This window comes from Kitasatospora sp. NPDC059646, from assembly GCF_042734615.1.
Taxonomy (GTDB): domain Bacteria; phylum Actinomycetota; class Actinomycetes; order Streptomycetales; family Streptomycetaceae; genus Kitasatospora.
Window position 1 is genome coordinate 103,153 of the sequence record NZ_JBHWDS010000004.1, and the last position, 22,251, is coordinate 125,403.

19 protein-coding genes are annotated in these 22,251 nt (G+C 72.2%); 9 read left to right on the forward strand and 10 right to left on the reverse strand.

The window, feature by feature from the left end; all coding sequences use genetic code 11:
- Window positions 1-64: 64 nt before the first annotated feature.
- The 3 genes from ACFV1L_RS04070 to ACFV1L_RS04080 all read right to left on the reverse strand — a co-directional run bounded on the left by ACFV1L_RS04070 (window position 65) and on the right by ACFV1L_RS04080 (window position 2,223).
- Entirely contained in the window at window positions 65-715 is a 651-nt protein-coding gene (locus tag ACFV1L_RS04070) for an AIM24 family protein (RefSeq protein ID WP_380362649.1), read from the reverse strand.
- The gene (locus ACFV1L_RS04075; protein ID WP_380362651.1) at window positions 715-1,353 is read right to left on the reverse strand and encodes an AIM24 family protein; all 639 of its coding nucleotides are present in this window, start codon (window positions 1,351-1,353) and stop codon (window positions 715-717) included. Before ACFV1L_RS04075 ends, ACFV1L_RS04070 begins: the two co-directional genes overlap by 1 nt.
- Before the next feature lie 93 nt (window positions 1,354-1,446).
- The gene (locus tag ACFV1L_RS04080; protein ID WP_380362652.1) at window positions 1,447-2,223 is read right to left on the reverse strand and encodes a DUF2127 domain-containing protein; all 777 of its coding nucleotides are present in this window, start codon (window positions 2,221-2,223) and stop codon (window positions 1,447-1,449) included.
- A 164-nt stretch (window positions 2,224-2,387) separates the two neighbouring features.
- Here ACFV1L_RS04080 and ACFV1L_RS04085 point away from each other — a divergent pair, with 164 nt between their 5' ends.
- Complete coding sequence (locus ACFV1L_RS04085; protein WP_380362654.1) at window positions 2,388-2,711, forward strand: DUF3817 domain-containing protein; 324 nt, start codon at window positions 2,388-2,390, stop codon at window positions 2,709-2,711.
- Window positions 2,712-2,791: 80 nt separating this feature from the next.
- On the opposite strand, the gene ACFV1L_RS04090 is transcribed toward ACFV1L_RS04085, so the two are convergent.
- On the reverse strand, window positions 2,792-4,441 hold the full coding sequence (locus tag ACFV1L_RS04090) for a M4 family metallopeptidase (RefSeq protein ID WP_380362656.1): 1,650 nt from the start codon (window positions 4,439-4,441) through the stop codon (window positions 2,792-2,794).
- Window positions 4,442-4,901: 460 nt separating this feature from the next.
- Between ACFV1L_RS04090 and ACFV1L_RS04095 the strand changes: the two genes are divergently transcribed.
- The 3 genes from ACFV1L_RS04095 (at window position 4,902) to ACFV1L_RS04105 (ending at window position 7,673) form a co-directional block, all read left to right on the forward strand.
- Complete coding sequence (locus tag ACFV1L_RS04095; protein ID WP_380362657.1) at window positions 4,902-5,441, forward strand: MarR family winged helix-turn-helix transcriptional regulator; 540 nt, start codon at window positions 4,902-4,904, stop codon at window positions 5,439-5,441.
- Window positions 5,442-5,461: 20 nt separating this feature from the next.
- Window positions 5,462-5,791 (forward strand): DUF3817 domain-containing protein, encoded by a 330-nt coding sequence (locus ACFV1L_RS04100; RefSeq protein WP_380362659.1) that lies wholly within the window; start codon window positions 5,462-5,464, stop codon window positions 5,789-5,791.
- Window positions 5,792-5,987: 196 nt separating this feature from the next.
- A complete protein-coding gene (locus tag ACFV1L_RS04105) occupies window positions 5,988-7,673 on the forward strand; it encodes a methylmalonyl-CoA mutase (RefSeq protein WP_380362660.1) in 1,686 nt (561 codons plus the stop codon).
- 140 nt (window positions 7,674-7,813) lie between these two features.
- On the opposite strand, the gene ACFV1L_RS04110 is transcribed toward ACFV1L_RS04105, so the two are convergent.
- A complete protein-coding gene (locus tag ACFV1L_RS04110) occupies window positions 7,814-8,551 on the reverse strand; it encodes an SDR family oxidoreductase (protein WP_380362661.1) in 738 nt (245 codons plus the stop codon).
- Between the two features lie 74 nt (window positions 8,552-8,625).
- Here ACFV1L_RS04110 and ACFV1L_RS04115 point away from each other — a divergent pair, with 74 nt between their 5' ends.
- Window positions 8,626-9,495 (forward strand): sigma-70 family RNA polymerase sigma factor, encoded by an 870-nt coding sequence (locus ACFV1L_RS04115; RefSeq protein ID WP_380362663.1) that lies wholly within the window; start codon window positions 8,626-8,628, stop codon window positions 9,493-9,495.
- 7 nt (window positions 9,496-9,502) lie between these two features.
- Here ACFV1L_RS04115 and ACFV1L_RS04120 read toward each other — a convergent pair whose 3' ends face one another.
- On the reverse strand, window positions 9,503-10,171 hold the full coding sequence (locus ACFV1L_RS04120; protein ID WP_380362665.1) for a TetR/AcrR family transcriptional regulator: 669 nt from the start codon (window positions 10,169-10,171) through the stop codon (window positions 9,503-9,505).
- Between the two features lie 340 nt (window positions 10,172-10,511).
- On the opposite strand from ACFV1L_RS04120, the gene ACFV1L_RS04125 reads away from it, so the two are divergent.
- The 4 genes from ACFV1L_RS04125 (at window position 10,512) to ACFV1L_RS04140 (ending at window position 14,616) form a co-directional block, all read left to right on the forward strand.
- Window positions 10,512-11,489: a tetratricopeptide repeat protein gene (locus tag ACFV1L_RS04125; RefSeq protein WP_380362667.1), complete on the forward strand. Its 978-nt coding sequence runs from the start codon at window positions 10,512-10,514 to the stop codon at window positions 11,487-11,489.
- A gap of 555 nt (window positions 11,490-12,044) precedes the next feature.
- Entirely contained in the window at window positions 12,045-12,677 is a 633-nt protein-coding gene (locus ACFV1L_RS04130; RefSeq protein WP_380362669.1) for a DUF6230 family protein, read from the forward strand.
- Between the two features lie 146 nt (window positions 12,678-12,823).
- Window positions 12,824-13,381, forward strand: coding sequence for a DUF6114 domain-containing protein (locus ACFV1L_RS04135; RefSeq protein WP_380362671.1), 558 nt, complete (start codon window positions 12,824-12,826; stop codon window positions 13,379-13,381).
- Window positions 13,378-14,616: a hypothetical protein gene (locus tag ACFV1L_RS04140; RefSeq protein WP_380362672.1), complete on the forward strand. Its 1,239-nt coding sequence runs from the start codon at window positions 13,378-13,380 to the stop codon at window positions 14,614-14,616. The genes ACFV1L_RS04135 and ACFV1L_RS04140 overlap by 4 nt, the downstream gene beginning before the upstream one ends.
- A gap of 85 nt (window positions 14,617-14,701) precedes the next feature.
- On the opposite strand, the gene pyk is transcribed toward ACFV1L_RS04140, so the two are convergent.
- The 4 genes from pyk to glgB all read right to left on the reverse strand — a co-directional run bounded on the left by pyk (window position 14,702) and on the right by glgB (window position 22,239).
- Window positions 14,702-16,132 carry a pyruvate kinase gene (gene pyk, locus ACFV1L_RS04145; protein ID WP_380362673.1) on the reverse strand — a complete coding sequence of 477 codons (1,431 nt, stop codon included), beginning with the start codon at window positions 16,130-16,132 and terminating at the stop codon, window positions 14,702-14,704.
- 112 nt (window positions 16,133-16,244) lie between these two features.
- On the reverse strand, window positions 16,245-17,501 hold the full coding sequence (locus ACFV1L_RS04150) for an acetate kinase (RefSeq protein WP_380362675.1): 1,257 nt from the start codon (window positions 17,499-17,501) through the stop codon (window positions 16,245-16,247).
- Window positions 17,498-19,627 carry a phosphate acetyltransferase gene (gene pta, locus ACFV1L_RS04155; RefSeq protein ID WP_380362677.1) on the reverse strand — a complete coding sequence of 710 codons (2,130 nt, stop codon included), beginning with the start codon at window positions 19,625-19,627 and terminating at the stop codon, window positions 17,498-17,500. The genes ACFV1L_RS04150 and pta overlap by 4 nt, the downstream gene beginning before the upstream one ends.
- Window positions 19,628-19,773: 146 nt before the next feature.
- Entirely contained in the window at window positions 19,774-22,239 is a 2,466-nt protein-coding gene (glgB, locus tag ACFV1L_RS04160; RefSeq protein WP_380362679.1) for a 1,4-alpha-glucan branching enzyme, read from the reverse strand.
- Window positions 22,240-22,251: the final 12 nt, after the last annotated feature.

The following is a 22,251-nucleotide window of genomic DNA, read 5'->3' on the forward strand; positions in this document are numbered from 1 at the left end:
CCCTGCGGCGGGTACGGCGGCGGCTGCTGGCCGTACGGGTTGCCCGGCTGCGGGGGGTAGGACATCAGAGCTTCACCTCGCTGGCCTGCACGTACACCATGCCCTGTCCGGAGAGTTCGAGTTGGAAGGCCTCGCCGGAGCCGCGTCCGATCATGTCGCGCCAACCGAGGGCGCTGGAGAGCTTGTTGGTGACCTGGCCGCGGTGCGCGACGTAGGCCTGCGGGTCGACGTGGACGGGGAGGCCGGGGGAGACGGGGAGTTCGACGACGCCGCCGTGGGCCATCACCGCGACCGCGCCCTTGCCGCTGAGCTGGGTGGTGAACAGGCCCTGGCCGGTGACCTGGCCGCGGACCACGCCCATCAGCCCGCCCTGCTGGCCCATGAACATGGTGGACTGCTGGAGGCTGCCCTCGAAGGCGAGCAGCCGGTCCGCCTCGACGTACAGGGTGTCGCCGGCCAGGTCGATGACGTGGACGTGGTGCCCGCCGTGGCCGAACATCACGGTGCCGTGGCCCTCGACGGTCATCAGCGGGGTGTCCTCGTTGGCGACCCGGCGGCCGATCATCGACATGACGCCGCCCTGACCGCCCATCAGGTTGGGCCGGAAGGTGACCTCGCCGGTGTAGCCGAGCATCGAGCCGCGCTGCGACAGGACCCGCTGGCCGGGCACGATCTGCGCGGAGACCATCTTGTTGTTGATCCGGGTGAAGGCCATCAGACGTCGCCCCCGAAGGTCAGGCGCTCGGAGGGCTGGACGTAGACCAGGCCCTCTCCGGTGAACTCGACCTGCATGGCCTCGCCGCCGCCCTCGCCGACCAGCGTGGTCCAGCCGGCGCCGGACTTGAGGGCGCGGTTCAGGTTGCCGGTGTGCGCGACGTACGCGCCCGGGTCGACGCGCAGCGGCAGGCCCTGGGCGACCCGCAGGATCACCGCCGGGCCGCGCGAGGTGACGGCGGCCCAGCCCTGGCCCTCGACCTTGGTGGTGAACAGGCCGTTGCCGCTCGCCATGCCGTTCAGGCCGGTGAAGGAGGTGCCGGTGCGCAGCGTCGCCTCGGTGCAGAGCAGGTTGTCGGACTCGACGAACAGCGTCTCGCCGTTCAGCCGGACCAGATTGATCTCGGTGGCCTGGTCGGCGAAGTAGCAGGTGCCCTGCCCCTTCACCTCCATGACCTCCATGCGCTCGCCGGTGAGCCGGCGGGTGACCATGCCGCGCAGGCCGTCGCCGCCGCCGGAGAGCTTCTTGAAGCCCATCTGCCCGGTGTAGGCGACCATCGAGCCGTTGCGTGCCTTGACGGTGTCCCCGGCGAGATCGACGGCGAGGACCTTGGACCCCTGGAGTCGGAACTGTGCCACGTCCCGGAATGTAGCGGCCCCCGCCCCGGTGCGGGGAGGGGGCGGCGCGGGCTGGTACCCGTTCGGTACCAAACCCGTACATCGGACGCGGCGTCAGGCGGTCTGCGGGACCGACCCCGCGGAGGTCTCGACCTCCAGGAGCGAGGCGGAGTGGCGCTCGGCCTCGAACGCGGCGCGGCCGCCGCGCAGCCCGAACAGCCGCTTGGAGAGCATGATCCAGAGCACCGCGGCGATGTTGAGCAGCAGCGTGCAGATCTTCAGCGCGCTGACGTGCTCGCTGAGTTCGTAGCCCTCCAGGGGCAGGAAGGCGGCGGTGGCGACCACCGTCAGGTACTCGGCCCAGCGGTGCCCCCACCAGAGGCCGAACGCCTCGACGATCTCGACCAGCGCGTAGACGACCAGCGCGACGGCGACGTAGATCAGCGTGTTGTGCCGGTACTCGAAGGTCTTGCGGATGGTGTCGACGATCGGCGAGTGGTCGAGGTCGTAGTGGAAGTGGTCGGTGACCGGCTTGAAGACGGTGAGGTTCTCGTCGAAGATCCGGCGGACCGCGTCCTGGCTGTTGGAGAACTTCCACACCGCCCAGGCCGCGACCACGATCAGCAGGCCGCGCAGCAGCCGTTCGACGGCGAGGAAGCGCAGGATGAACAGGTCGCGCAGGGCCTTGCCGCGGGGCACCAGCGGGGCGTCCTCGGCGGGGCCGGAGCCGTGCGGCTCGCCGAGCGCGAAGTCGCCGCAGCGCAGGCAGCGCCAGGCGGTGCCCAGGGCGGTGGCGGCGTGCAGCCGCTCGCGCAGGTCGGTCTCGTCCGGCGCGTAGGTGATGTGGCCGCGCCGGGCACAGGTGTGCCGGTCCCAGTCTCGTCTCCGCATGGCGTGCTTCCCCCGTCGGTCCGCGGGCCTGCCGGTCAGGCCGCGCGCAGCACAGCAGGATAGGGGGTCAGGGGTCGGGGCAGGAGGCGGGTCGGTGATAATAGGCCTGGTTTGTGCATCCGTTCACAAGCCCAGTCGCCCGCCGTGCCCTGTGAGGAAGCCCCGTGAAGAGCATCGCCGCCGTCCACCGCCTGCGCCTGGTCTCCGGGCCCGAGGGCCTGTCGTTCATCCTGCTGCTGGTCTGCTCGGTGCTGAAGCGCACCACCAGCTTCAACGGCGTCCCGGTGATGGGCGCGATCCACGGCGCGCTGTTCGTGCTGTACGTGATCTTCCTGGTGCAGGCGTACCAGGCCCGGCGCTGGGAGCCGAAGCGCGCGCTGGTGCTGTTCGTGCTGTCGGTGCTGCCCACCGGCGGCTTCTTCGCCGAGCGGATGCTGGCCAAGGAGGAGCGCGGCGAGCTGGACGCCGGGAAGCCGGCGACCGCCTGACGGCAGAACGTGGTGCGCGGCGGTCGGGCCTCCTCGTGAGAGGCCCGACCGCCGCGGGCTTTTTCGCTACCCGGCGGGGGTCAGCTGACGTTGACGGCGGTCCACGCCGCGGCCACCGCGTTGTACTCGGCGGAGCCGGAGCCGTACAGGTCGGCGGCCGCGCTCAGGGTCGCGGTGCGCGCGCCCTTGTAGTTGGTGCTGGAGGTCATGTAGACGCTCAGCGCCCGGTACCAGACCTGGGCGGCCTTGTCCCGGCCGATGCCGGAGACGGCGGCGCCGTTGTAGGTCGGCGAGTTGTAGCTGACGCCGTTGATGGTCTTCGCGCCGCTGCCCTCGGCCAGCAGGTAGAAGAAGTGGTTGGCGACGCCCGAGGAGTAGTGGACGTCCTTGCTGCCGACCGTGGAGGACCAGTAGTCGGCGGACGCGCCGTCCTTGGAGGGCTTGTCCATGTAGCGCAGCGGCGTGCCGTTGCCGTTGATGTCGATCAGCTCGCCGATCAGGTAGTCCGGCACGTCCTTCGACAGGTTGGCGTAGAACTCCACCATGGTGCCGAAGATGTCCGAGGTCGCCTCGTTCAGGCCGCCGGACTCGCCCGAGTAGTTCAGGCCGGCGGTGTTGGAGGTGACGCCGTGGCTCATCTCGTGGCCCGAGACGTCCAGCTCGGTCAGCGGGTGGGTGTTCGAGGCGCCGTCGCCGTAGGTCATGCAGAAGCAGCTGTCGTCCCAGAACGCGTTGACGTAGTTGCGTCCGTAGTGGACCCGGCTGTACGCGCCGACACCGTCGTTGCGGATGCCGCTGCGGCCGAAGGTGTTCTTGTAGAAGTCCCAGGTGACGGCCGCGCCGTACTGGGCGTCCACGGCCGCGGACTCGCCGTTGGAGACGGTGCCGTTGCCCCAGGTGTTGGTGGTCTTCGAGTAGAGGGTGCCCTTGCCCGAGGTCTTGTTGGCCAGGTTGGTGGTGTACTGGCCGCCGCGGGTGGCGTCCTTCAGCGAGTAGGTGCTGCTGGACAGGGTGGTGGTCAGCGGGACGCTGCCGACGAAGACGCCGTTGCCGGTGCCGGCGGCGTCGACGGTCTGGATCTCCTCGTGCGTGGAGAGGACCGCGCCGGTGTCCGCGTCGGTGACCAGCAGCTGACGGCTCGGGGTGCCGTCGGCGCGGACGCCCTCGACGGTGGTGCGGTAGGCCAGGCGCGGGGCGCCGTCGGCGGCCCAGATCACCAGCTGGGCGCTGCCGCTGGCACCGGTGACCGAGGTGAGGGCGGACTCGTCGGCGTCCTTGGAGATGCCGACGGTCGACTGCACCGCGCCGGTCGCCTTGCCGGCGGCCTGAGCGGCCGTCAGCTTCGGGGTCAGCGAGGCGGGGGCCAGGCTGCCGGCGACGGCCTTGTCGGAGGACTTGACCTTGCCCTTGGCGTCCTGGTGCACGACCAGGTCGCCGCCGAGCACGGGCAGCCCGTCGTAGGTGCGCTCGTAGCGGAGGTGGCGGGTGCCGTCGGCGTCGACGATGGCGTCCTTGACCACCAGCTTCTCCTGGGCGCCCAGGCCCAGGGCCTTGGCGGCGGAGGGGGCCTGCGAGGCGGCCAGCGCCAGCAGTTCGCCGCGGTGCTGGCCCGCGGCGTTCTGGGCGGCGGGGTTCGGGGCGGCCTGCGCGATCCCGGCACTCACCTGGATCGCGCCGGCCAGCAGGGCCGAGGCAGAGAGAACGGCTCCGACAGCGAGCTTTCGCTTCACGTACGGGTTCCTTCCGGATCAACCGCATGTGCGGTCGCACCTCGTTCCGGGGCACCGGGGTCAGTGCCTGCTGGGGCGGATACGGGTGCTGACGTGCAGCTCCGTGCGGTCAGGCGACGGTCGCCGGTGGGGTGGGGCCGGCGGTGTCGAACGGGGCTGGGCAGAAGCATGACAACGGTTCAAATCCCGGAACAGCACCCAGGCAACTATTGGCAAACTCTCGCCAGCGCCCCGGCAATGGAACGGTCAGGAAATCGGAGGTTTCGCTGCGAACCACCCGGCGCGGGCTGGGCTCCGGCCCAACTCCCGTGCTTTCACTGAATAGTGACGGAATATGCGGTGTAAAAGGCCGCCGCGCCCCGGCGGTTGTCTGTTTGGCGCGATCCCGCCAGCGGGCGGGCCTTGTCCACCATCGTGGACACCTGCTACCCCCGTCCCGCCCCGCGGGTACGGTGGGGGCGTGCCCAAGCCCCTCGCCCTCGACTTCGACCCGATCGCCCGCGCCGACGAGCTCTGGACCCGCCGCTGGGGCAGCGTGCCGGCCATGGCGGCGATCACCTCGGTGATGCGCGCCCACCAGATCCTGCTCTCCCGGGTCGACGCCGTGGTCAAGCCCTACGGCCTGACCTTCGCCCGCTACGAGGCCCTGGTGCTGCTCACCTTCAGCCGCTCCGGCGAGCTCCCGCTGTCCAAGATCGGCGAGCGGCTGATGGTCCACCCCACCAGCGTCACCAACACCGTCGACCGCCTGGAGCGCGCCGGGCTCGTCACCCGCCGCCCCAACCCGCTCGACGGCCGCGGCGTCCTCGCCGCCATCACCGCCCGCGGCCGCGAGGTCGTCGAGAGCGCCACCCGGGAACTGATGGACGTCGAGTTCGGCCTGGAGGGCTACGACGAGGACGCCTGCCGCGAGGTGTTCGAGCTGCTCCGCCCGCTGCGGGTCGCCGCCGGCGACTTCCAGCTGCCGCACCAGGAGGGCCCCGGCCGGGAACGGGCGTAGGGCCGGTTACCCTCGATGCCATGAAGCAGAGTGTGCTGACCCGCTACCGTGCCATGGCCTACATCACCGGCGTCCTCCTGATCCTGCTCACCGTCGGGGTGATCGCCAAGTACGCCCTGGACATGTCGGGCGCCGCGGGCTTCACCACGGCCGTCGGCATCGCGCACGGCTGGCTGTACGTCATCTACCTGGTGCTCGCCTTCGACCTCGGCACCAAGGCCAAGTGGCCGATCGGCAAGCTCGCCTGGGTCCTGCTGGCCGGCACCGTCCCCACCGCCGTGTTCTTCGTCGAGCGCAAGGTCAGCCGCGAGGTCGCCCCGCTGATCGCCACGGAGCCGGCCGCCGCCTGACGCCCCGCCGCACCGACTCTGCCGGGCGCCCCTCCCGATCGGGAGGGGCGCCCTTCGCGTGTCCGGGGGCAGGTTCGGGCGTGTCCGGGCGGACGGCCATCGACAGGTAGTAGGACGTCCGAGTAAATTAGTAGGACATCCAAGTAGTTGTGCCGTCCACCCACCGGGGCGGCCGCACGGAGCGGAGTCGGAGCCGATGGACGCCGAGCAGATCGAAGCCGGCCGGCAGCGCTGGCAGCAGCGGTACGACAAGGCGCGCAAGCGCGACGCCGACTTCACCACGCTGAGCGGCGAAACCGTCGAGCCCGTCTACGGCCCGCCGGCCGGCCAGGAGGTCGAGGGCTTCGAACGGATCGGCTGGCCCGGCGAGTACCCCTTCACCCGCGGCCTGCACCCCACCGGCTACCGCGGCCGCGCCTGGACCATCCGGCAGTTCGCCGGCTTCGGCAACGCCGAGCAGACCAACGAGCGCTACCGGATGATCCTGGAGGCGGGCGGCGGCGGCCTCTCCGTCGCCTTCGACATGCCCACCCTGATGGGCTACGACTCCGACGACGCCCGCTCCCTCGGCGAGGTCGGCCACTGCGGCGTCGCCATCGACTCCGCCGCCGACATGGAGGTGCTGTTCAACGGCATCCCGCTCGGCGAGGTCACCACCTCGATGACCATCTCCGGCCCCGCCGTCCCGATCTTCTGCATGTACCTGGTCGCCGCCGAGCGCCAGGGCGTCGACCCCGCCGTCCTCAACGGCACCCTGCAGACCGACATCTTCAAGGAGTACATCGCGCAGAAGGAGTGGCTGTTCGCCCCCGAGCCGCACCTGCGCCTGATCGGCGACCTGATGGAGCACTGCGCCAAGGGCATCCCCGCCTACAAGCCGCTCTCGGTCTCCGGCTACCACATCCGCGAGGCCGGGGCCACCGCCGCCCAGGAACTCGCCTACACCCTCGCCGACGGCCTCGCGTACGTGGAGCTGGGCCTGTCGCGCGGCCTGGACGTGGACGTCTTCGCCCCCGGCCTCTCCTTCTTCTTCGACGCCCACCTCGACTTCTTCGAGGAGATCGCCAAGTTCCGCGCCGCCCGCCGCATCTGGGCCCGCTGGATGCGCGACCACTTCGGCGCCAGGACCGACAAGGCGCAGTGGCTGCGCTTCCACACCCAGACCGCCGGCGTCTCGCTCACCGCGCAGCAGCCCTACAACAACGTGGTCCGCACCGCGGTCGAGGCGCTCTCGGCCGTCCTCGGCGGCACCAACTCGCTGCACACCAACGCCCTCGACGAGACCCTCGCGCTCCCCAGCGAGCAGGCCGCCGAGATCGCGCTGCGCACCCAGCAGGTGATCATGGAGGAGACCGGCGTCACCAACGTCGCCGACCCGCTCGGCGGCTCCTGGTACGTCGAGGCGCTCACCGACAAGATCGAGGCGCAGGTCGAGGAGATCTTCCAGCGCATCCTCGACAAGGGCAGTGCCGAGCACCCGATCGGCCCGATGACCTCCGGCATCCTGCGCGGCATCGAGGAGGGCTGGTTCACCGGCGAGATCGCGGAGGCCGCGTTCCGCTACCAGCAGGGCGTCGAGAAGGGCGAGAAGCGGGTCGTCGGCGTCAACTGCCACCCCCGCAGCGTCACCCCCGAACTGGAGATCCTCCGGGTCAGCCACGAGGTCGAACGCGAGCAGGTGCGGGTGCTCGGCGAGCGCAAGTCGCGGCGCGACGAGAACGCCGTCCGGGCCGGCCTCGACGCCATGCTCGACGCCGCCCGCTCCGGCGCCAACATGATCGAGCCGATGCTGCAGGCCGTCCGCGCGGAGGCGACGCTCGGCGAGATCTGCCACGCGCTGCGCGACGAGTGGGGCACCTACCGGGAGAACGCCAGCTTCTAGGCAGGCAGCCGGGTGCGGGAACGGAGCGCGGGGAGCTGCGCGAAGCGGAAGGCGCCGACCGCAGGATCGCGACGCAGGACAACGGCCTGCGGGTGGTCCGGCGTGCCTGCCCCGCTCGCGCGGTTCCCCGCGCGGCCGGTTCACCCTTCGGCGAGGAACTCCTCCCAGGTGCGGGCGCCCCGGGTGGCGTTCTCACCCGCGAGGTTCTCGCCGTCGCGGTAGGCGCGGCCGACCCTGCCGGCCAGCGGGAGCGGGAGGGCCGGGCGGGGGCGGACGGTGCGCAGGAGCTCCGCGAAGGTGTAGGTGCGGGGGCCGGCCAGGTCCGGGACGAGGCCGGCCGGGGCGCCGAGGGCGAGGGCGACCAGGCGGTCGGCGACCTCGCGGGGGTCGACGGGTTCGAAGCGCAGGCCGCGCGGGTCGGGCACCACGGGGAACCTGGTGAGCTTGCCGGCCATGGTCCGGACGAGAGTGTGGAACTGGGCGGCGCGCAGCACCGTCCAGGGGACGCCGCTGTCGGCGACCGCCCGCTCCGCGTCGCGCTTGGCGCGGAACCAGCCGAGCGGCATGGTGTCCGCGCCGATCACCGAGACCATCACCACGTGCCGGACGCCGCCCGCCCGGGCCATCGCGTCGGCGAGGTGCCGCGCCGCCGTGTCGTCGCCCTTCGCGCCGCCGGCCAGGTGCAGCACGGTGTCGACGCCGTCCAGCGCGCCGGTGAGGCCGGTGCCGGCGACCAGGTCGCCGCGGACGTACCGGACGCCGTCGGCCGCGGGGCGGTCGTGCCGGCTGAGGACGCGGACGGTGCGGCCCGCGGCGAGCAGCCGGGGGACGACGAGGGTGCCGAGGGTGCCGGTGCCGCCGGTGACGAGGATGGTCATGGGAGGTGCTCCGTTCCGTGCTGCCACAGTGGGTGTCTGCTGGGTTGACCCCGACCGGGAAAGGGATGTGACAGATGAGTGGGGGAACTCTTCTCGCGGAGCGGTTCGAGGAGCACCGGCCCAGGCTGCGGGCGGTGGCGTACCGGATGCTGGGGTCGCTGGGGGAGGCCGAGGACGCCGTGCAGGAGGCGTGGCTGCGGCTGGACCGGCACGCGGAGGAGGTGGAGAACCTCGGCGGCTGGCTCACCACGGTGGTGTCCCGGGTCTGCCTGAACGAGCTGCGCAGCCGGGACCGGCGCCGGGAGGAGGAGCTGGACACCCGGGTGCCGGACCCGGTGCTGGCCGCGCCGGAGCGGGACGACCCGGAGGCTGCGGCGCTGCTGGGCGACCGGGTCGGGATGGCGCTGCAGGTGGTGCTGGGGACGCTCGGCCCGGCGGAGCGGCTGGCGTTCGTGCTGCACGACCTGTTCGCGGTGCCGTTCGAGGAGATCGCGCCGCTGCTGGAGAAGTCCCCGGCGGCGGTGCGGCAGTCGGCGAGCCGGGCGCGTCGGCGGGTGAAGGAGCGGGCGCCGGTGCCGGACCGCGACCCGGCGGCGCAGCGCGGCGCGGTGGAGGCGTTCCTGTCGGCGGCCCGGGAGGGCGACTTCGAGGGCCTGGTCCGGGTGCTGGCCCCGGACGCGGTGCTGCGGTCGGACGGCGGCGCGCCGGCGGCGCTGTCCCGGGTGCTGCGGGGCGGGGCGGCGATCGCCTCCTCGGCGGCCGGCTTCCGGGCGCTGGCCCCGTACGCGCGGCTGGTGCTGGTGAACGGCGCCTACGGCGTGCTGACGGTGGTGGACGGCCGCCCGGTGTCGGTGATGGCGTTCACCGTGGTGGACGGCCTGGTGGCGCGGATCGACGTGCTGGGCGACCCGGAGCGGCTGGCGGCGCTGCCGCTGCCGGTCTGACCCGGCGTCAGTGCAGCAGCCCCGGGAAGGGGTTGAGGAGCAGGGTGGAGAAGCGGCGGACCCAGTCCGGGGAGACGGGTTCGCCGCTCACCAGCAGCCGGTGTTCGACGGTGCCGGCGATGGTGTCGAAGATGATGTCGATCTCCTCGTCGGCGGTGGCCGGGTCCAGGCCGGGGTCCATCTCGCCGCGGGCCTGGGCGTTGGCCAGGCCGAGCTGGACCAGGACCTTCTGCGGCTGGACGATCCGTTCCCGGATGCGGCGGCGCAGTTGGAGGTCCCGGGTGCCCTCGGCGAACAGGGCGAGCAGCGCGGCCTGCGTCTCGGGGCGGGTGAGGAGTTCGGCGAACCGGGCGACCACGGCCTCGATGTCGGCCTGCAGGCTGCCGTGGTCGGCACACTCCAGCTGGTCGAAGAGGCTGGCGATGGCGTCGACCACGAGTTCGCTCTTGGAGGGCCAGCGGCGGTAGAGGGTGGTCTTGGCGACTCCGGCGCGCTGGGCGACGTCGCCCATGGTGAGCCCGCCCCAGCCGAGTTCGGCGAGTGCCTCGCGGGTGGCGTCCAGGATGGCGAGGTCGGCGGCGGCGCTGCGGGGGCGGCCCTTGCCGCGGGCGGCCGGCGGGGGGACGGCGGCCGGCGGGTCCGGGTGCTCGGCGGGCTGCCGGGTGGTGGGGGCCACCGCGCCTCCTAGCGAATTTACTCAGAAGTAACTTGGTGGACCCACGGTAGCGACCTGCGGCGCTGCCCGATACCCGCCCCGGGTTCGAAAGTGGGGCAGCTCACGCTTCCGGAGGGCGGTTGGGGCTTGCGGGGGGAGCACGGGGGGCAGATACGCTACGACCAGTAGCGAAAGAGCGACAACCAACGCGCCCTGCCCCATGGGATCGGGCGGGCGCGCGGTGCGGATGGGGATCCGCACCGCGGAGGGTCGGGCTCCGCCGGGGGAGGCGGGCGGCCGGCTTTCGGCATTTCCGGGCGGATGGCGTCCGGTACCGGCTCCGGCGGGGGAGGATAGAGCCATGCAGTCACGGAATTCGCGTCTCAACAGCTCCGCCCTGCGCGGTGCGGTGGACCTCGCCGCGGTGAAGGCGGCCGGAGAGGCCGCCCAGAAGGCGGAGCAGACCCGGGCCGAGCGGGCCCGGCAGGCGGCGGCGGGCGACGGCCCGGCGCTCGCGGACTACCCCCTGGTGCTGGACGTCACCGAGGACACCTTCGAGTCGGAGGTGGTCCAGCGCTCGGCCGAGGTCCCCGTGGTGGTGGACTTCTGGGCCGAGTGGTGCGGCCCGTGCAAGCAGCTCAGTCCGATCCTCGAACGCCTCGCCGAGGAGTACGCGGGCCGGATCGTGCTCGCCAAGATCGACGTGGACGCCAACCCGCTGATCGCCCAGCAGTTCGGCATCCAGGGCATCCCGGCCGTGATGGCCGTGGTCGCGGGCCAGCTGGTCCCGCTGTTCCAGGGCGCCGAGAACGAGTCGAACGTCCGCAAGGTGCTGGACCAGCTGATCGCGGTCGCCGAGCAGCGCTTCGGCATCGTCGGCGTCGCCGCGGGCGGCGCGGAGGCTCCGGCGGCCCCGCGGGTGCCGGTGGACCCGGCGCTGGAGGCCGCGCACGAGGCGCTGGACCGGGGCGACCTGGGCGGCGCGGTACAGGCGTACCAGAACGTGCTGAGCGACCGGCCCGGCCACGTCGAGGCGAAGCTGGGCCTGGCCCAGGCCCAGCTGCTGCAGCGGGTGGAGAAGCTCGACCCGCAGCAGGTGCGGGCCGACGCCGCGGCCGACCCGAAGGACGTGCCCGCCCAGCTGCGGGCGGCCGACCTGGACCTGGTCGGCGGTCACGTCGAGGACGCCTTCGGCCGCCTGGTCGACACCGTGGCGAAGACCTTCGGCGACGACCGGGACACCGCGCGGCTGCGGCTGCTGGAGCTCTTCGAGGTGATCGGCCCGGAGGACCCGCGCACCGTGGCGGCCCGCCAGGCGCTGGCCCGGGTGCTGTTCTGACGGCACTGGGTGTCACGTTGGGTGACCTGCGGTGTCGTCGGGGATTTGACGACTTTCGTGGGTAAACCGGGTAGGTTTACCAAATCTTGATAACACCCCTTCTTCGTCGCGCTGCGTGACGAGGGAGGGGTGTTTCCTTGGTATTTGCGGGGGTCGCGCGCTCGACCGTCCCGCTTTTTCGTCACTCTCCGCAGTCCGCCGTTCGATCCCTTGAGCGAAGGCGTTCACTGTTGGATTACCCGTCAGTAACGCACCCCTTGTGCTCGGCCCGGTATTCGAGCACGATCGGCGACGCCCGGTCCCTCCGCAACGAGGGTCCCCACCGGGTGAGGGCAGGGGGGTAAACCGCAGATCCCACGCGGCGGTTCCTGGCCTCGGCGGTCGCGCAGCCCGCGCGCTCGCACGGTTGTCGCTCGGGGGTGATCGCCGTACGCCGTCCCCACGGCTCCCGGCGCTCTCCGCTACCGAGGACGTAGCTCTCTCCCATCCCGGGCCGAACCCTGTGCGGGACGCACCGGAACGGCCGGAGATGTACGTCCTAGAAGGAGGACTCGCATGTCCACGTCTTACGGCAAGACCCGCTGGAAGCGCTTCGCCCTGGTGATGGTGCCCAGCGTCGCGGCCACCGCCGCGATCGGCGTCTCCCTGGCCAACTCCGCGCTGGCGGCCTCGTTCTCGGTCTCCGGCCAGCAGTTCAAGGTCACCGTCGACCAGCTGAAGGGCGAGGGCTTCTCGCAGTTCGGCGGCGTCGACATGGAGGCCAACAAGACCCCGCACCCGGTCGCCATCTCGGCGTTCGACCACGCCACCCTGCAGAACCTGTGCCAGTCGGTCGTCACCGACCTCGGCCCGCTCGGCAAGTGGACCCTGGTCCTCAAGGCCGGCCAGGACGCGAAGAACCCGGTCGACGCCCAGCAGCTGCTGATCGACCTGAACCAGCTGAACGCCGACGCCAAGTTCGGCAACATCAACATCGGCCAGGACGCCAGCACCCTGCAGGGCTCCGCGATCGACAAGCTGAAGGCCGACGGCGGCTCGCTGCCGACCGGCGCGCAGGGCTTCGCGCAGTCCGCCAAGACCGCCGAGCTGTCCAAGGTCCAGCAGACCGCGTACGCCACCTCGGCCGGCACCTTCACGCTCCCGGGCCTGAAGCTGAACATCACCCAGGGCGCCAACGAGTGCTACTAGTCCGCTGCTGACGGCCCGTCGGTGACGGGCCCGACCGCGGACCACCGGTTCGAGGGGGCGGCACGCCGCCGCTCCCTCGGGCCGCACCCCGGCACACCCGGGGCCATCCGTATTTCCCCTCGGACCCACCATCGAGGAGTCGCACCATGTCCAGCGCAACCGTCGAGGCCTGGCCCGAGGGCCCGGCCGGCTTGGCCAGCCGAGGTCGGCGAGGGTTCCGCGCCTGGCGGCGCACCCGGCCGTTCTGGGGTGGCCTGCTGGCCATGATCGCCGGCCTCCCGATCCTCTACTTCCCGTACGCCCACCTCAGCCTGGGCGGTCTGACGGTGGCGATGTCCACCACCGCGGGCGCCGGCTCGATGATCATCGGCATCCTGCTGATCGTGCTCGGCCTGACCGCGTGGTTCCAGCCGCTGGTGCGGATCTTCTGCGGAGTGGCGACCACCATCCTGGCGCTGATCTCCATCCCGGTCTCCAACCTGGGCGGCTTCGGCATGGGCCTGGTCCCCGGCCTGATCGCCGGCGGCCTGCTGGTCTCCTGGGCGCCGCTGCAGCCGCTCCCGGCCGCCGGCCCGGAGACCGCGGAGGCGACCGTCGCCGAGCAGGCTGCGCCGACCGCGCCGCTGCCCGCGCAGGCCGCCGCCGAGCAGCCGCTGGAGTACGGCGCCGCACCGGCGGCCGAGCCGGAGGGGGAGCGGCCGTGACGGACGCCGAGAAGCCGGCGGAGCCCGGTCCGCGGCACGCAGTGCCACGTGAAGGCATTCGGTCCCGGCTGCGCGGACGGGCGCTGGCGATCGCCGCCGTGCCGACCGCGCTGCTGGTCGGCGCCGCGTACACGCCGACCCTGGCCGTCGCCGCGGACCCGCAGTCCGGCAGTTGCGCGAGCAGCCCGGACACCGTGCTCAAGGAGACGCCGGTCCCGAAGAGCGAGATCAAGGTGCTGCCGGACTCCTCGGTCGGCCAGGCGGCGGCCGTCCAGTCCGGGCAGGCCCCCGCGGGCAGCGCCGCCGCGGTGCCCGCGGTGTTCACCGGCCCGGCCGCCGTGCAGCCCGCCACCTACGTGACGCCGAACACCGGCGCGGCGGGCGGCGGCGTGCAGCAGGCCGGGGTGATCGACGACTGGTGGAACAACCTGATCCACCCGGGGGCCGCCGCGAGCGCCTCCCCGTCGCCCACGCCGAAGGCCGCGTCCTCCGCGCCCGCCACGCCGAGCCCGACCGCGAAGCCGTCCGCGACCCCCAGCCCGTCGGCGGGCGGCGGTGCCACCGCCGGGCCCTCGACGCCCGGCACGCCGCAGGGGACGGCCGGTCCGTCCGCGCCCGCGGCCGGCGGCGGCACGAAGGCCCCGTCGACCGGGGCGCCGACGACGGCGCCGTCCGCCCCGGCGTCCGACGACCCGAACTGCCTGGTGAGCACCAGGGGCCTGGCGGCGAAGGCCGCGCCGAGCGGGCACGTGGTGCCGGACCAGAACTGGGTGCTGCACTCGACCCGGCTGGCGCTGCACGGCTCGGTGTTCAACGGCGTCTACGACGTCACCACGGAGAGCGGCACCAAGCGGGTGCTGAAGTTCACCACCGACAGCGTCGACATCGAGAACCTCGACATGTCGACCATCCAGATCCCCGGTCTGACCTTCCACGTGAAGAGCCGTCAGGGATCGACCTCCACCATGCGCAACGGCCCGATCACCATGTACGTGGAGAGCCTGTCCGGGCACCTGGCGGCCGTCTACGGCCTGCCGATACCCATCGACCTGGGCCCGATCACGCTGACCCCGGACACCCTGCCGAAGTGGCTGTGGGACCTGCTGGGCGCGGTGCCGATCCCGCTGGACCTGACCCTCACCGACGCCAAGGCGGTGCAGGCCGGCCAGTTCGGCGGCGACCTGACCATCCCGGGCATGCGGCTGTTCAACGACAAGGAGCCGTACGACGGCTGACCCGCCGTCACAGACGTCGCGCGAACGCCGCAGGGGCGGGACCCGAGCACATCGGGTCCCGCCCCTGCTGGTTCCTCCGGCCGGCTCAGCGGCCGCCGCGGGTGCCCAGGTGGTGGACCTGGACCATGTTGGTGGTGCCGGGGATGCCGACCGGCACGCCGGCGGTGACGATCACGGTGTCGCCCTCGGCGAGGCGGCCCATCTTCAGCAGCTCGCTGTCGACCTGCTCGACCATCGCGTCCGTGGTGGCCACCTGCTCGGTGACGTACGCCTCGACGCCCCAGCTCAGCGAGAGCTGGTTGCGGGTGGCGACGTCCGGGGTGAAGGCGATCACCGGGATCGGCGAGCGGTAGCGGGACAGCCGGCGGGCGGTGTCACCGGACTTGGTGAACGCGATCAGCGCCTTGCCGTCGAGGAAGTCGCCCAGCTCGGTGGCGGCGCGGGCGACCGAACCGCCCTGGGTGCGCGGCTTGCGGCCCGGGTTGAGCGGCTGGAGACCCTGCGAGAGCAGCTCCTCCTCGGCCTTCTCGGCGATCTTGCTCATGGTCTTGACGGTCTCGACCGGGTACTTGCCGACGCTGGACTCGGCGGACAGCATGACCGCGTCCGCGCCGTCCAGGATCGCGTTGGCGACGTCGGAGACCTCGGCGCGGGTCGGGCGCGAGGCGTGGATCATCGACTCCATCATCTGGGTGGCGACGATGACCGGCTTCGCGTTCCGGCGGGCCAGGGTGACCAGGCGCTTCTGCACCAGCGGGACCTTCTCCAGCGGGTACTCGACCGCCAGGTCGCCGCGGGCCACCATGATCGCGTCGAAGGCGAGGACGATCTCCTCCATCGCCTCGACGGCCTGCGGCTTCTCGATCTTGGCGATGACCGGCACACGAATGCCGACCTCGTCCATGACCTTGTGGACGTCGTCGATGTCCGCGGCGTTGCGGACGAAGGACAGCGCGACCATGTCGACGCCCAGCTGGAGGGCGAAGCGCAGGTCCTCCTTGTCCTTCTCGGACAGGGCGGGCACGTTGACGGCCGCGCCGGGCAGGTTGATGCCCTTGTTGTTGGAGAGCACACCGCCCTCGACCACCACGGTCTTCACCCGCGGGCCGTCGACGCTGACGACCTCCAGGGCGATGACGCCGTCGTTGATCAGGATCGGGTCGCCGGGCTTCACGTCGCCCGGCAGGCCCTTGTAGGTGGTGCCGCAGATGTGCTGGTCACCGGGGACGTCCTCGGTGGTGATGGTGAACGTGTCGCCGTTGTCAACGGTCACCGGGCCGTTGGCGAAGGTCGCCAGACGGATCTTGGGGCCCTGCAGGTCGGCCAGCACGCCGATGGTGCGGCCGGTGTCCTCCGACACCTGGCGGACCCGGCGGTACCGGTCCTCGTGCTCGGCGTGGGAGCCGTGGCTCATGTTCAGTCGGGCGACGTTCATGCCCGCTTCGACGATGGCCTTCAGCTGTTCGTAGGAGTCCGTGGCAGGACCCAGGGTGCAGACAATTTTCGCTCGGCGCATATCCGTCAGTCTATCCGTTCGTGTTATCGGTGCATTCAGCTCGAATCGTCAGATATCGCCAACGAACATTCCGAGGGGTGGGATACTGACGGGTAGTCATCCCGCGCCGGGCCTACACCTCGTGGACCAGCGCGAACGTCTGCTGGGCGATCTCCAGTTCCTCGTCGGTGGGCACCACGGCGACGGTCACCCGGCCGTAGGACGGCGAGATCACCCGGGCCTGCCGCGAGTGCACCGCGTTCAGGTCGGGATCCACCGAAATTCCCAGTTCCTCCAGATTGGCACAGACCGCGGCCCGGACCTCCACGGAGTTCTCCCCGACACCCGCGGTGAACGCCACCGCGTCCACCCGCCCGAGCACCGCGTAGTACCCGCCCAGGTAGCGGCGGATCCGGTGCACGTACGAGTCGAAGGCCAACTTGGCGTCCTCGTCCACGCCCTCCCGGCGCTCCTCGCCTCCCTCGTTCGAGGCGCTCCGCGCCGCCCCTCCGGTGGCCCGGCGCACCACCTCGCGCATGTCGTTGTCGCCGCACAGGCCGAGCAGGCCGCTGCGGCGGTTCAGCAGGTCGTCGATCTGATCGATCGTCAGGCCGCCCACCCGGTGCAGGTGGAACACCAGGCCCGGGTCGACGTCACCGGAACGGGTGCCCATCACCAGGCCCTCCAGCGGGGTCAGGCCCATCGAGGTCTCCACGCACACCCCGCCGGCCACCGCCGACGCCGAGGCGCCGTTGCCCAGGTGCAGCACGATCACGTTCACCTCGGCCGGGTCGCGGCCCAGCAGGCGGGCGGTGGCCCGGGAGACGTACTGGTGCGAGGTGCCGTGGAAGCCGTAGCGGCGCACCCGGTGCTCGTCGGCGGTCTTCCGGTCGATCGCGTACCGGGCCGCGTGCTCGGGCAGGGTGGCGTGGAACGCGGTGTCGAAGACCGCGACCTGCGGCAGGTCGGGGCGGATCGAGCGGGCCACCTCGATGCCGGTGATGTTGGCCGGGTTGTGCAGCGGCGCCACCGGGATCAGCCGGCGGATCTCCGCGACGACCGCGTCGGTGATCAGCGTCGGCCGGGTGAAGCGCAGCCCGCCGTGCACCACCCGGTGGCCGATGGCCGCGAGCTCGGGCGAGTCCAGGCCCATCAGGTCGGCGGCCAGCTCCTCGGCGACGGCGTGCAGCGCCCCGTCGTGGTCGGCGAACCGCCGCACCGTCTCGCGCGGTTCGCCGGTCAGCGGCAGGTGCAGCAGCCGGCCGGCGGGCTCGCCGATCCGCTCCACCAGGCCGGAGGCCAGCCGGGAGCCGTCCAGCATGTCGATCAGCTGGTACTTCACCGAGGACGACCCGGCGTTCAGCACCAGGACACGGGTACCGGTGGTCACTTCGCGCCTCCGTCGGCGGACTGGGTCTGGGACTGGATCGCGGTGATCGCCACGGTGTTGACGATGTCCTCGACCAGGGCGCCCCGGGACAGGTCGTTCACCGGCTTGTTCAGGCCCTGCAGCACCGGGCCGACCGCGATCGCGCCGGCCGAGCGCTGCACCGCCTTGTAGGTGTTGTTGCCGGTGTTCAGGTCCGGGAAGATCAGCACGGTGGCCCGGCCGGCCACCGGCGAGCCCGGCAGCTTGGTCGCCGCGACGTGCGCGTCCACCGCCGCGTCGTACTGGATCGGCCCCTCCACCAGCAGGTCGGGCCGCAGCGCGCGGACCAGCTCGGTGGCCCTGCGGACCTTGTCCACGTCCGCGCCGGAGCCGGAGGTGCCGGTCGAGTAGGACAGCATCGCCACCCGCGGCTCCACCCCGAACTGGGCCGCCGTTTCGGCGGACTGGATCGCGATGTCGGCCAGCTGCTGGGCGTCCGGGTCCGGGTTGACCGCGCAGTCGCCGTACACCAGCACCTTGTCGGCCAGGCACATGAAGAACACCGAGGAGACGATCGCCGCGCCCGGCGAGGTCTTGATCACCTCGAACGCGGGGCGGATGGTCGCCGCCGTCGAGTGCACCGCGCCGGACACCATGCCGTCCGCGATGCCCTCCTGCACCATCAGGGTGCCGAAGTACGAGACGTCGGTGACCACGTCGAGGGCCCGCTCGATCGTCATGCCCTTGTGCGCGCGGGCCTTCGCGTACAGCTCGGCGAAGCGCTGGCGCAGCGGGCTGGTCGCCGGGTCGACGATCCGCACCCGGGCGCCGGACCCGTCGGCCGGCGGGAACTCGATGCCCAGCGCGGCGGCCCGGCGGTGCACGGCCTCCGGCTCGCCGAGCAGGGTCAGGTCGCAGATGTTGCGGCGCAGCAGCACCTCGGCGGCGCGCAGCACGCGGTCCTCGGCGCCCTCCGGCAGCACGATGTGGCGGCGCTCGGCGCGGGCCCGCTCCAGCAGGGCGTGCTCGAACATCATCGGGGTGACCCGCTCGGAGCGGCTGAGCTCGATCCGGCTGGTCAACTCGGCGGTGTCGACGTGCAGTTCGAACAGGCCGAGGGCGATCTCGGCCTTCCGCGGGTTGTCGGGGCCGATCCGGCCCTCCAGGTGGGTGAGCGCCGCGGCGGTCAGCCAGGAGCCCTCGGTCACCTCGGCGACCGGGGTGCCGGGCGCCAGCCGGGAGGCCAGCGCCATCACGTCCGGGCCCGGGTGCTGACCGAGCGTCAGCAGCACGCCGGCGATCGGCGGGGCGCCGGCGGCGTGCGCCGCCAGCGAGCCGATCAGCAGGTCGGCCCGGTCGCCGGGGGTCACCACCAGCGCGCCCTCGGTCAGCGCGTTCAGGAAGGTCGGCAGCATCGCCCCGCCGAACACGAAGCCCCGCACGTCCCGGGACAGGCCCGCCGCATCGCCCAGCAGCACCTGCGCGCCGGTCGCCTCGACCAGCTGCGCGACGGTCGGCGCGGCGAGCGCCGGCTCCTCCGGGATCACGTAGACCGGCACCGGCAGCTTCTCGGTCAGGGCCCGCTGCACCTGCTGCTTGGCGCCCGGCGCCACCCGGTTGGCGATCATCGCCAGGATCGAGCAGCCCAGGTCCCGGTACGCGCGGTGGGCGTTGCGGACCTCCGCCACCACCGCCTGCGGGTCGTCCTGGCGGCCGCCGACCACCGGGAGCACGCTCGCCCCGAACTCGTTCGCCAGCCGCGCGTTGAAGGCCAGTTCGTCCGGGATGTTGGTGCCCGAGAAGTCGGTGCCGAGCACCAGCACCGCCTGGCAGCGCCGCTCCAACTGGTGGAACCGGTCGACCAGTTGGGAGACCAGTTCGTCCTGGCCGCGGGCGGCCTGGAGGGCGGCCGCCTCGTCGTAGGTCAGCCCGTACAGCTCGGAGACGGGCAGGTCGAGGCGGTAGCGGGTGCGCAGCAGCTCCACCACGTGGTCGGTGGTGGAGCGGCCGCCGTCCGGGGTGTGCACCAGGGGGCGGAACACCCCGACCCGGTCCACCTGGCGGGTGAGCAGTTCCATGACCCCGAGTTCCACGGCCTGCCGGCCGTCCCCCCGGTCGATCCCGGTCACGTACACGCTGCTCGCCACGGTGGAGCTCCCCGTCCGTCTGTCTCAGGCTGCGGTCATCTTGACCATACCTTCGTACGACATTCGGACCGGGTTGCGGCACTGCCGTTAGGGCCGGTCGGGGGGCCGGAGGTCCTCGGTGTGCGATCCGACGGGCCGTCAGGCCGTCAACGGACCGGACGCAGCCAGACGGTGGCCAGCGGCGGCAGCACCAGCTCGGCCGAGCGGGGCTGGCCGTTCCACTCGGAGCCCTCCGCCTTCACCGGACGCGAGTTGGCGACGCCGCTGCCGCCGTACCGGACCGCGTCGGTGTTCAGCACCTCCTCCCACAGCTGGTCGCGGCCCTCCAGCCGGGGCAGGCCCACCCGGAAGCCGTGCCGGACCACCGGGGAGAAGTTGGAGACCGCCACCAGCGGGCTGCCGTCGGCGGCGAACCGGACGAAGGACAGCGCGTTGTCCTCGGCCGCGCCGCCGTCCAGCCAGCGGAAGCCGGCCGGCACGGTGTCCTGCTCGTACAGCGCCGGGGTGTCGCGGTAGACCCGGTTGAGGTCGCCGACCAGGCGCTGCACGCCCCGGTGGTCCTGGTGCGCCGCCCACGCCTCGTCGAGCACCCACCACTGCGGGCCGTGCTCGTGGTCCCACTCCGCGCCCTGGGCGAACTCCTGGCCCATGAACAGCAGTTGCTTGCCCGGGTGGGCCCACATGAAGCCCAGGTAGGCGCGGTGGTTGGCGCGCTGCTGCCACCAGTCGCCGGGCATCTTGGAGACCAGCGCCTGCTTGCCGTGCACCACCTCGTCGTGCGAGATCGGCAGGATGTAGTTCTCCGAGTACGCGTACACCATCGAGAAGGTCATCTCGTTGTGGTGGTACTTGCGGTGCACCGGCTCCTTGGACATGTAGACCAGCGAGTCGTGCATCCAGCCCATGTTCCACTTCAGGCCGAAGCCCAGGCCCCCGGAGTCGGTGGGCCGGGTGACGCCGTCCCAGGCGGTGGACTCCTCGGCGACCGTCAGCACGCCCGGGCAGCGCCGGTACACGGTGGCGTTCATCTCCTGGAGGAACGACGCCGCGTCCAGGTTCTCCCGCCCGCCGAACCGGTTCGGCGTCCAACCGCCGCCCTCGCGGGAGTAGTCGAGGTAGAGCATCGAGGCGACCGCGTCCACCCGCAGGCCGTCGACGTGGAACTCCTCGCACCAGTACACCGCGTTGGCGACCAGGAAGTTGCGGACCTCGGTGCGGCCGTAGTCGAACTCCAGCGTCCCCCAGTCGGGGTGCTCGGCGCGCTGCGGATCGGCCGGCTCGTACAGCGGCTCGCCGTCGAAGCGGGCCAGCGCGAAGTCGTCCTTCGGGAAGTGCGCGGGCACCCAGTCCACCAGCACGCCGATGCCGCTCCGGTGCAGCGTGTCGACCAGGTACCGGAAGTCGTCGGGGCTGCCGAGCCGGGCCGTCGGCGCGTAGAAGCCGGACACCTGGTAGCCCCAGGAGCCGCCGAACGGATGCTCCATCACCGGCATGAACTCGACGTGGGTGAAGCCCAGTTCCTTCAGGTAGCCGGGCAGCACCTCGGCGATCTGCCGGTACGAGGTCAGATCGGGGCGCCAGGAGGCGAGGTGCAGCTCGTAGACCGACATCGGGGCGCGGTGGTGGACGGTCTGCGCCCGGGCCGCCATCCACTCGGCGTCCTGCCACTCGTGCCGGGAGACCGTCACCACCGAGGCGGTGTCCGGCGGGCACTGCGCGGCCCGGGCCAGCGGGTCGGCCTTCTCCACCACCCGGCCGCTGCGGGTCAGGATCTGGTACTTGTACTGCTCGCCCTCGCCGAGGCCCGGCACGAACAGCTCCCACACGCCGGACGAGCCCAGCGAGCGCATCGGGTGCGCGGTGCCGTCCCAGTGGTTGAACGAGCCGATCAGCCGCACCCCGACCGCGTTCGGCGCCCACACCGCGAACGAGGTGCCGGCCACCCCCTCCACGGTGCGCACGTGCGAGCCGAGCGCGTGCCACAGCTGCTCGTGCCGGCCCTCCGAGATCAGGTGCAGGTCCAGTTCGCCGAGCGTCGGGGCGAACCGGTAGCCGTCGTGCTGCTCCAGCGGCTCCCCGCCCGGGTACGTGACCCTCAGCGTGTAGGCCGGGAACCGCTGGCCGGTCAACAGGCCCGTGAACAGGCCCGCCTGCTGGTGCGTCAGCTCCGCCGGGCCGAGGGCGGTCTCCACCACCACCCGCTCCGCGAACGGGCGCAGCACCCGGATCGCGGTGCCCGACGGCAGCGCGTGCGCACCCAGCAGGGCGTGCGGGTCGTGGTGCGCGCCGGACACCAGGCGGTCCACCTCGGCGGGCGGCAGCGGCGCCTCGGGCAGCCGCAGTGCCGAGCCCGGGACGAGCCGCACCGGCGCCGCCGCACGGGGCTTCGCCGCCCGCTCGGCCCGGCCGGCCCTGGCCGCACCCCCCGGCTTCCCGGACTTCCCGGACTTCGGGGCGGCCACGGGCCCGGGCGTCGCGCCCTGCGCCCGCGCGGGCCTGGCCGGGGACGCGCCTCCGGCCCCCCTGGCGCGCTCGCCGTTCCGGAAGGTGGCCGGTACGGCCGACGGGCGGTCGGCCGGAAGGGACGGGTCGAGCGGACCGAGCGGGGTCACGGCGGAGGCCTC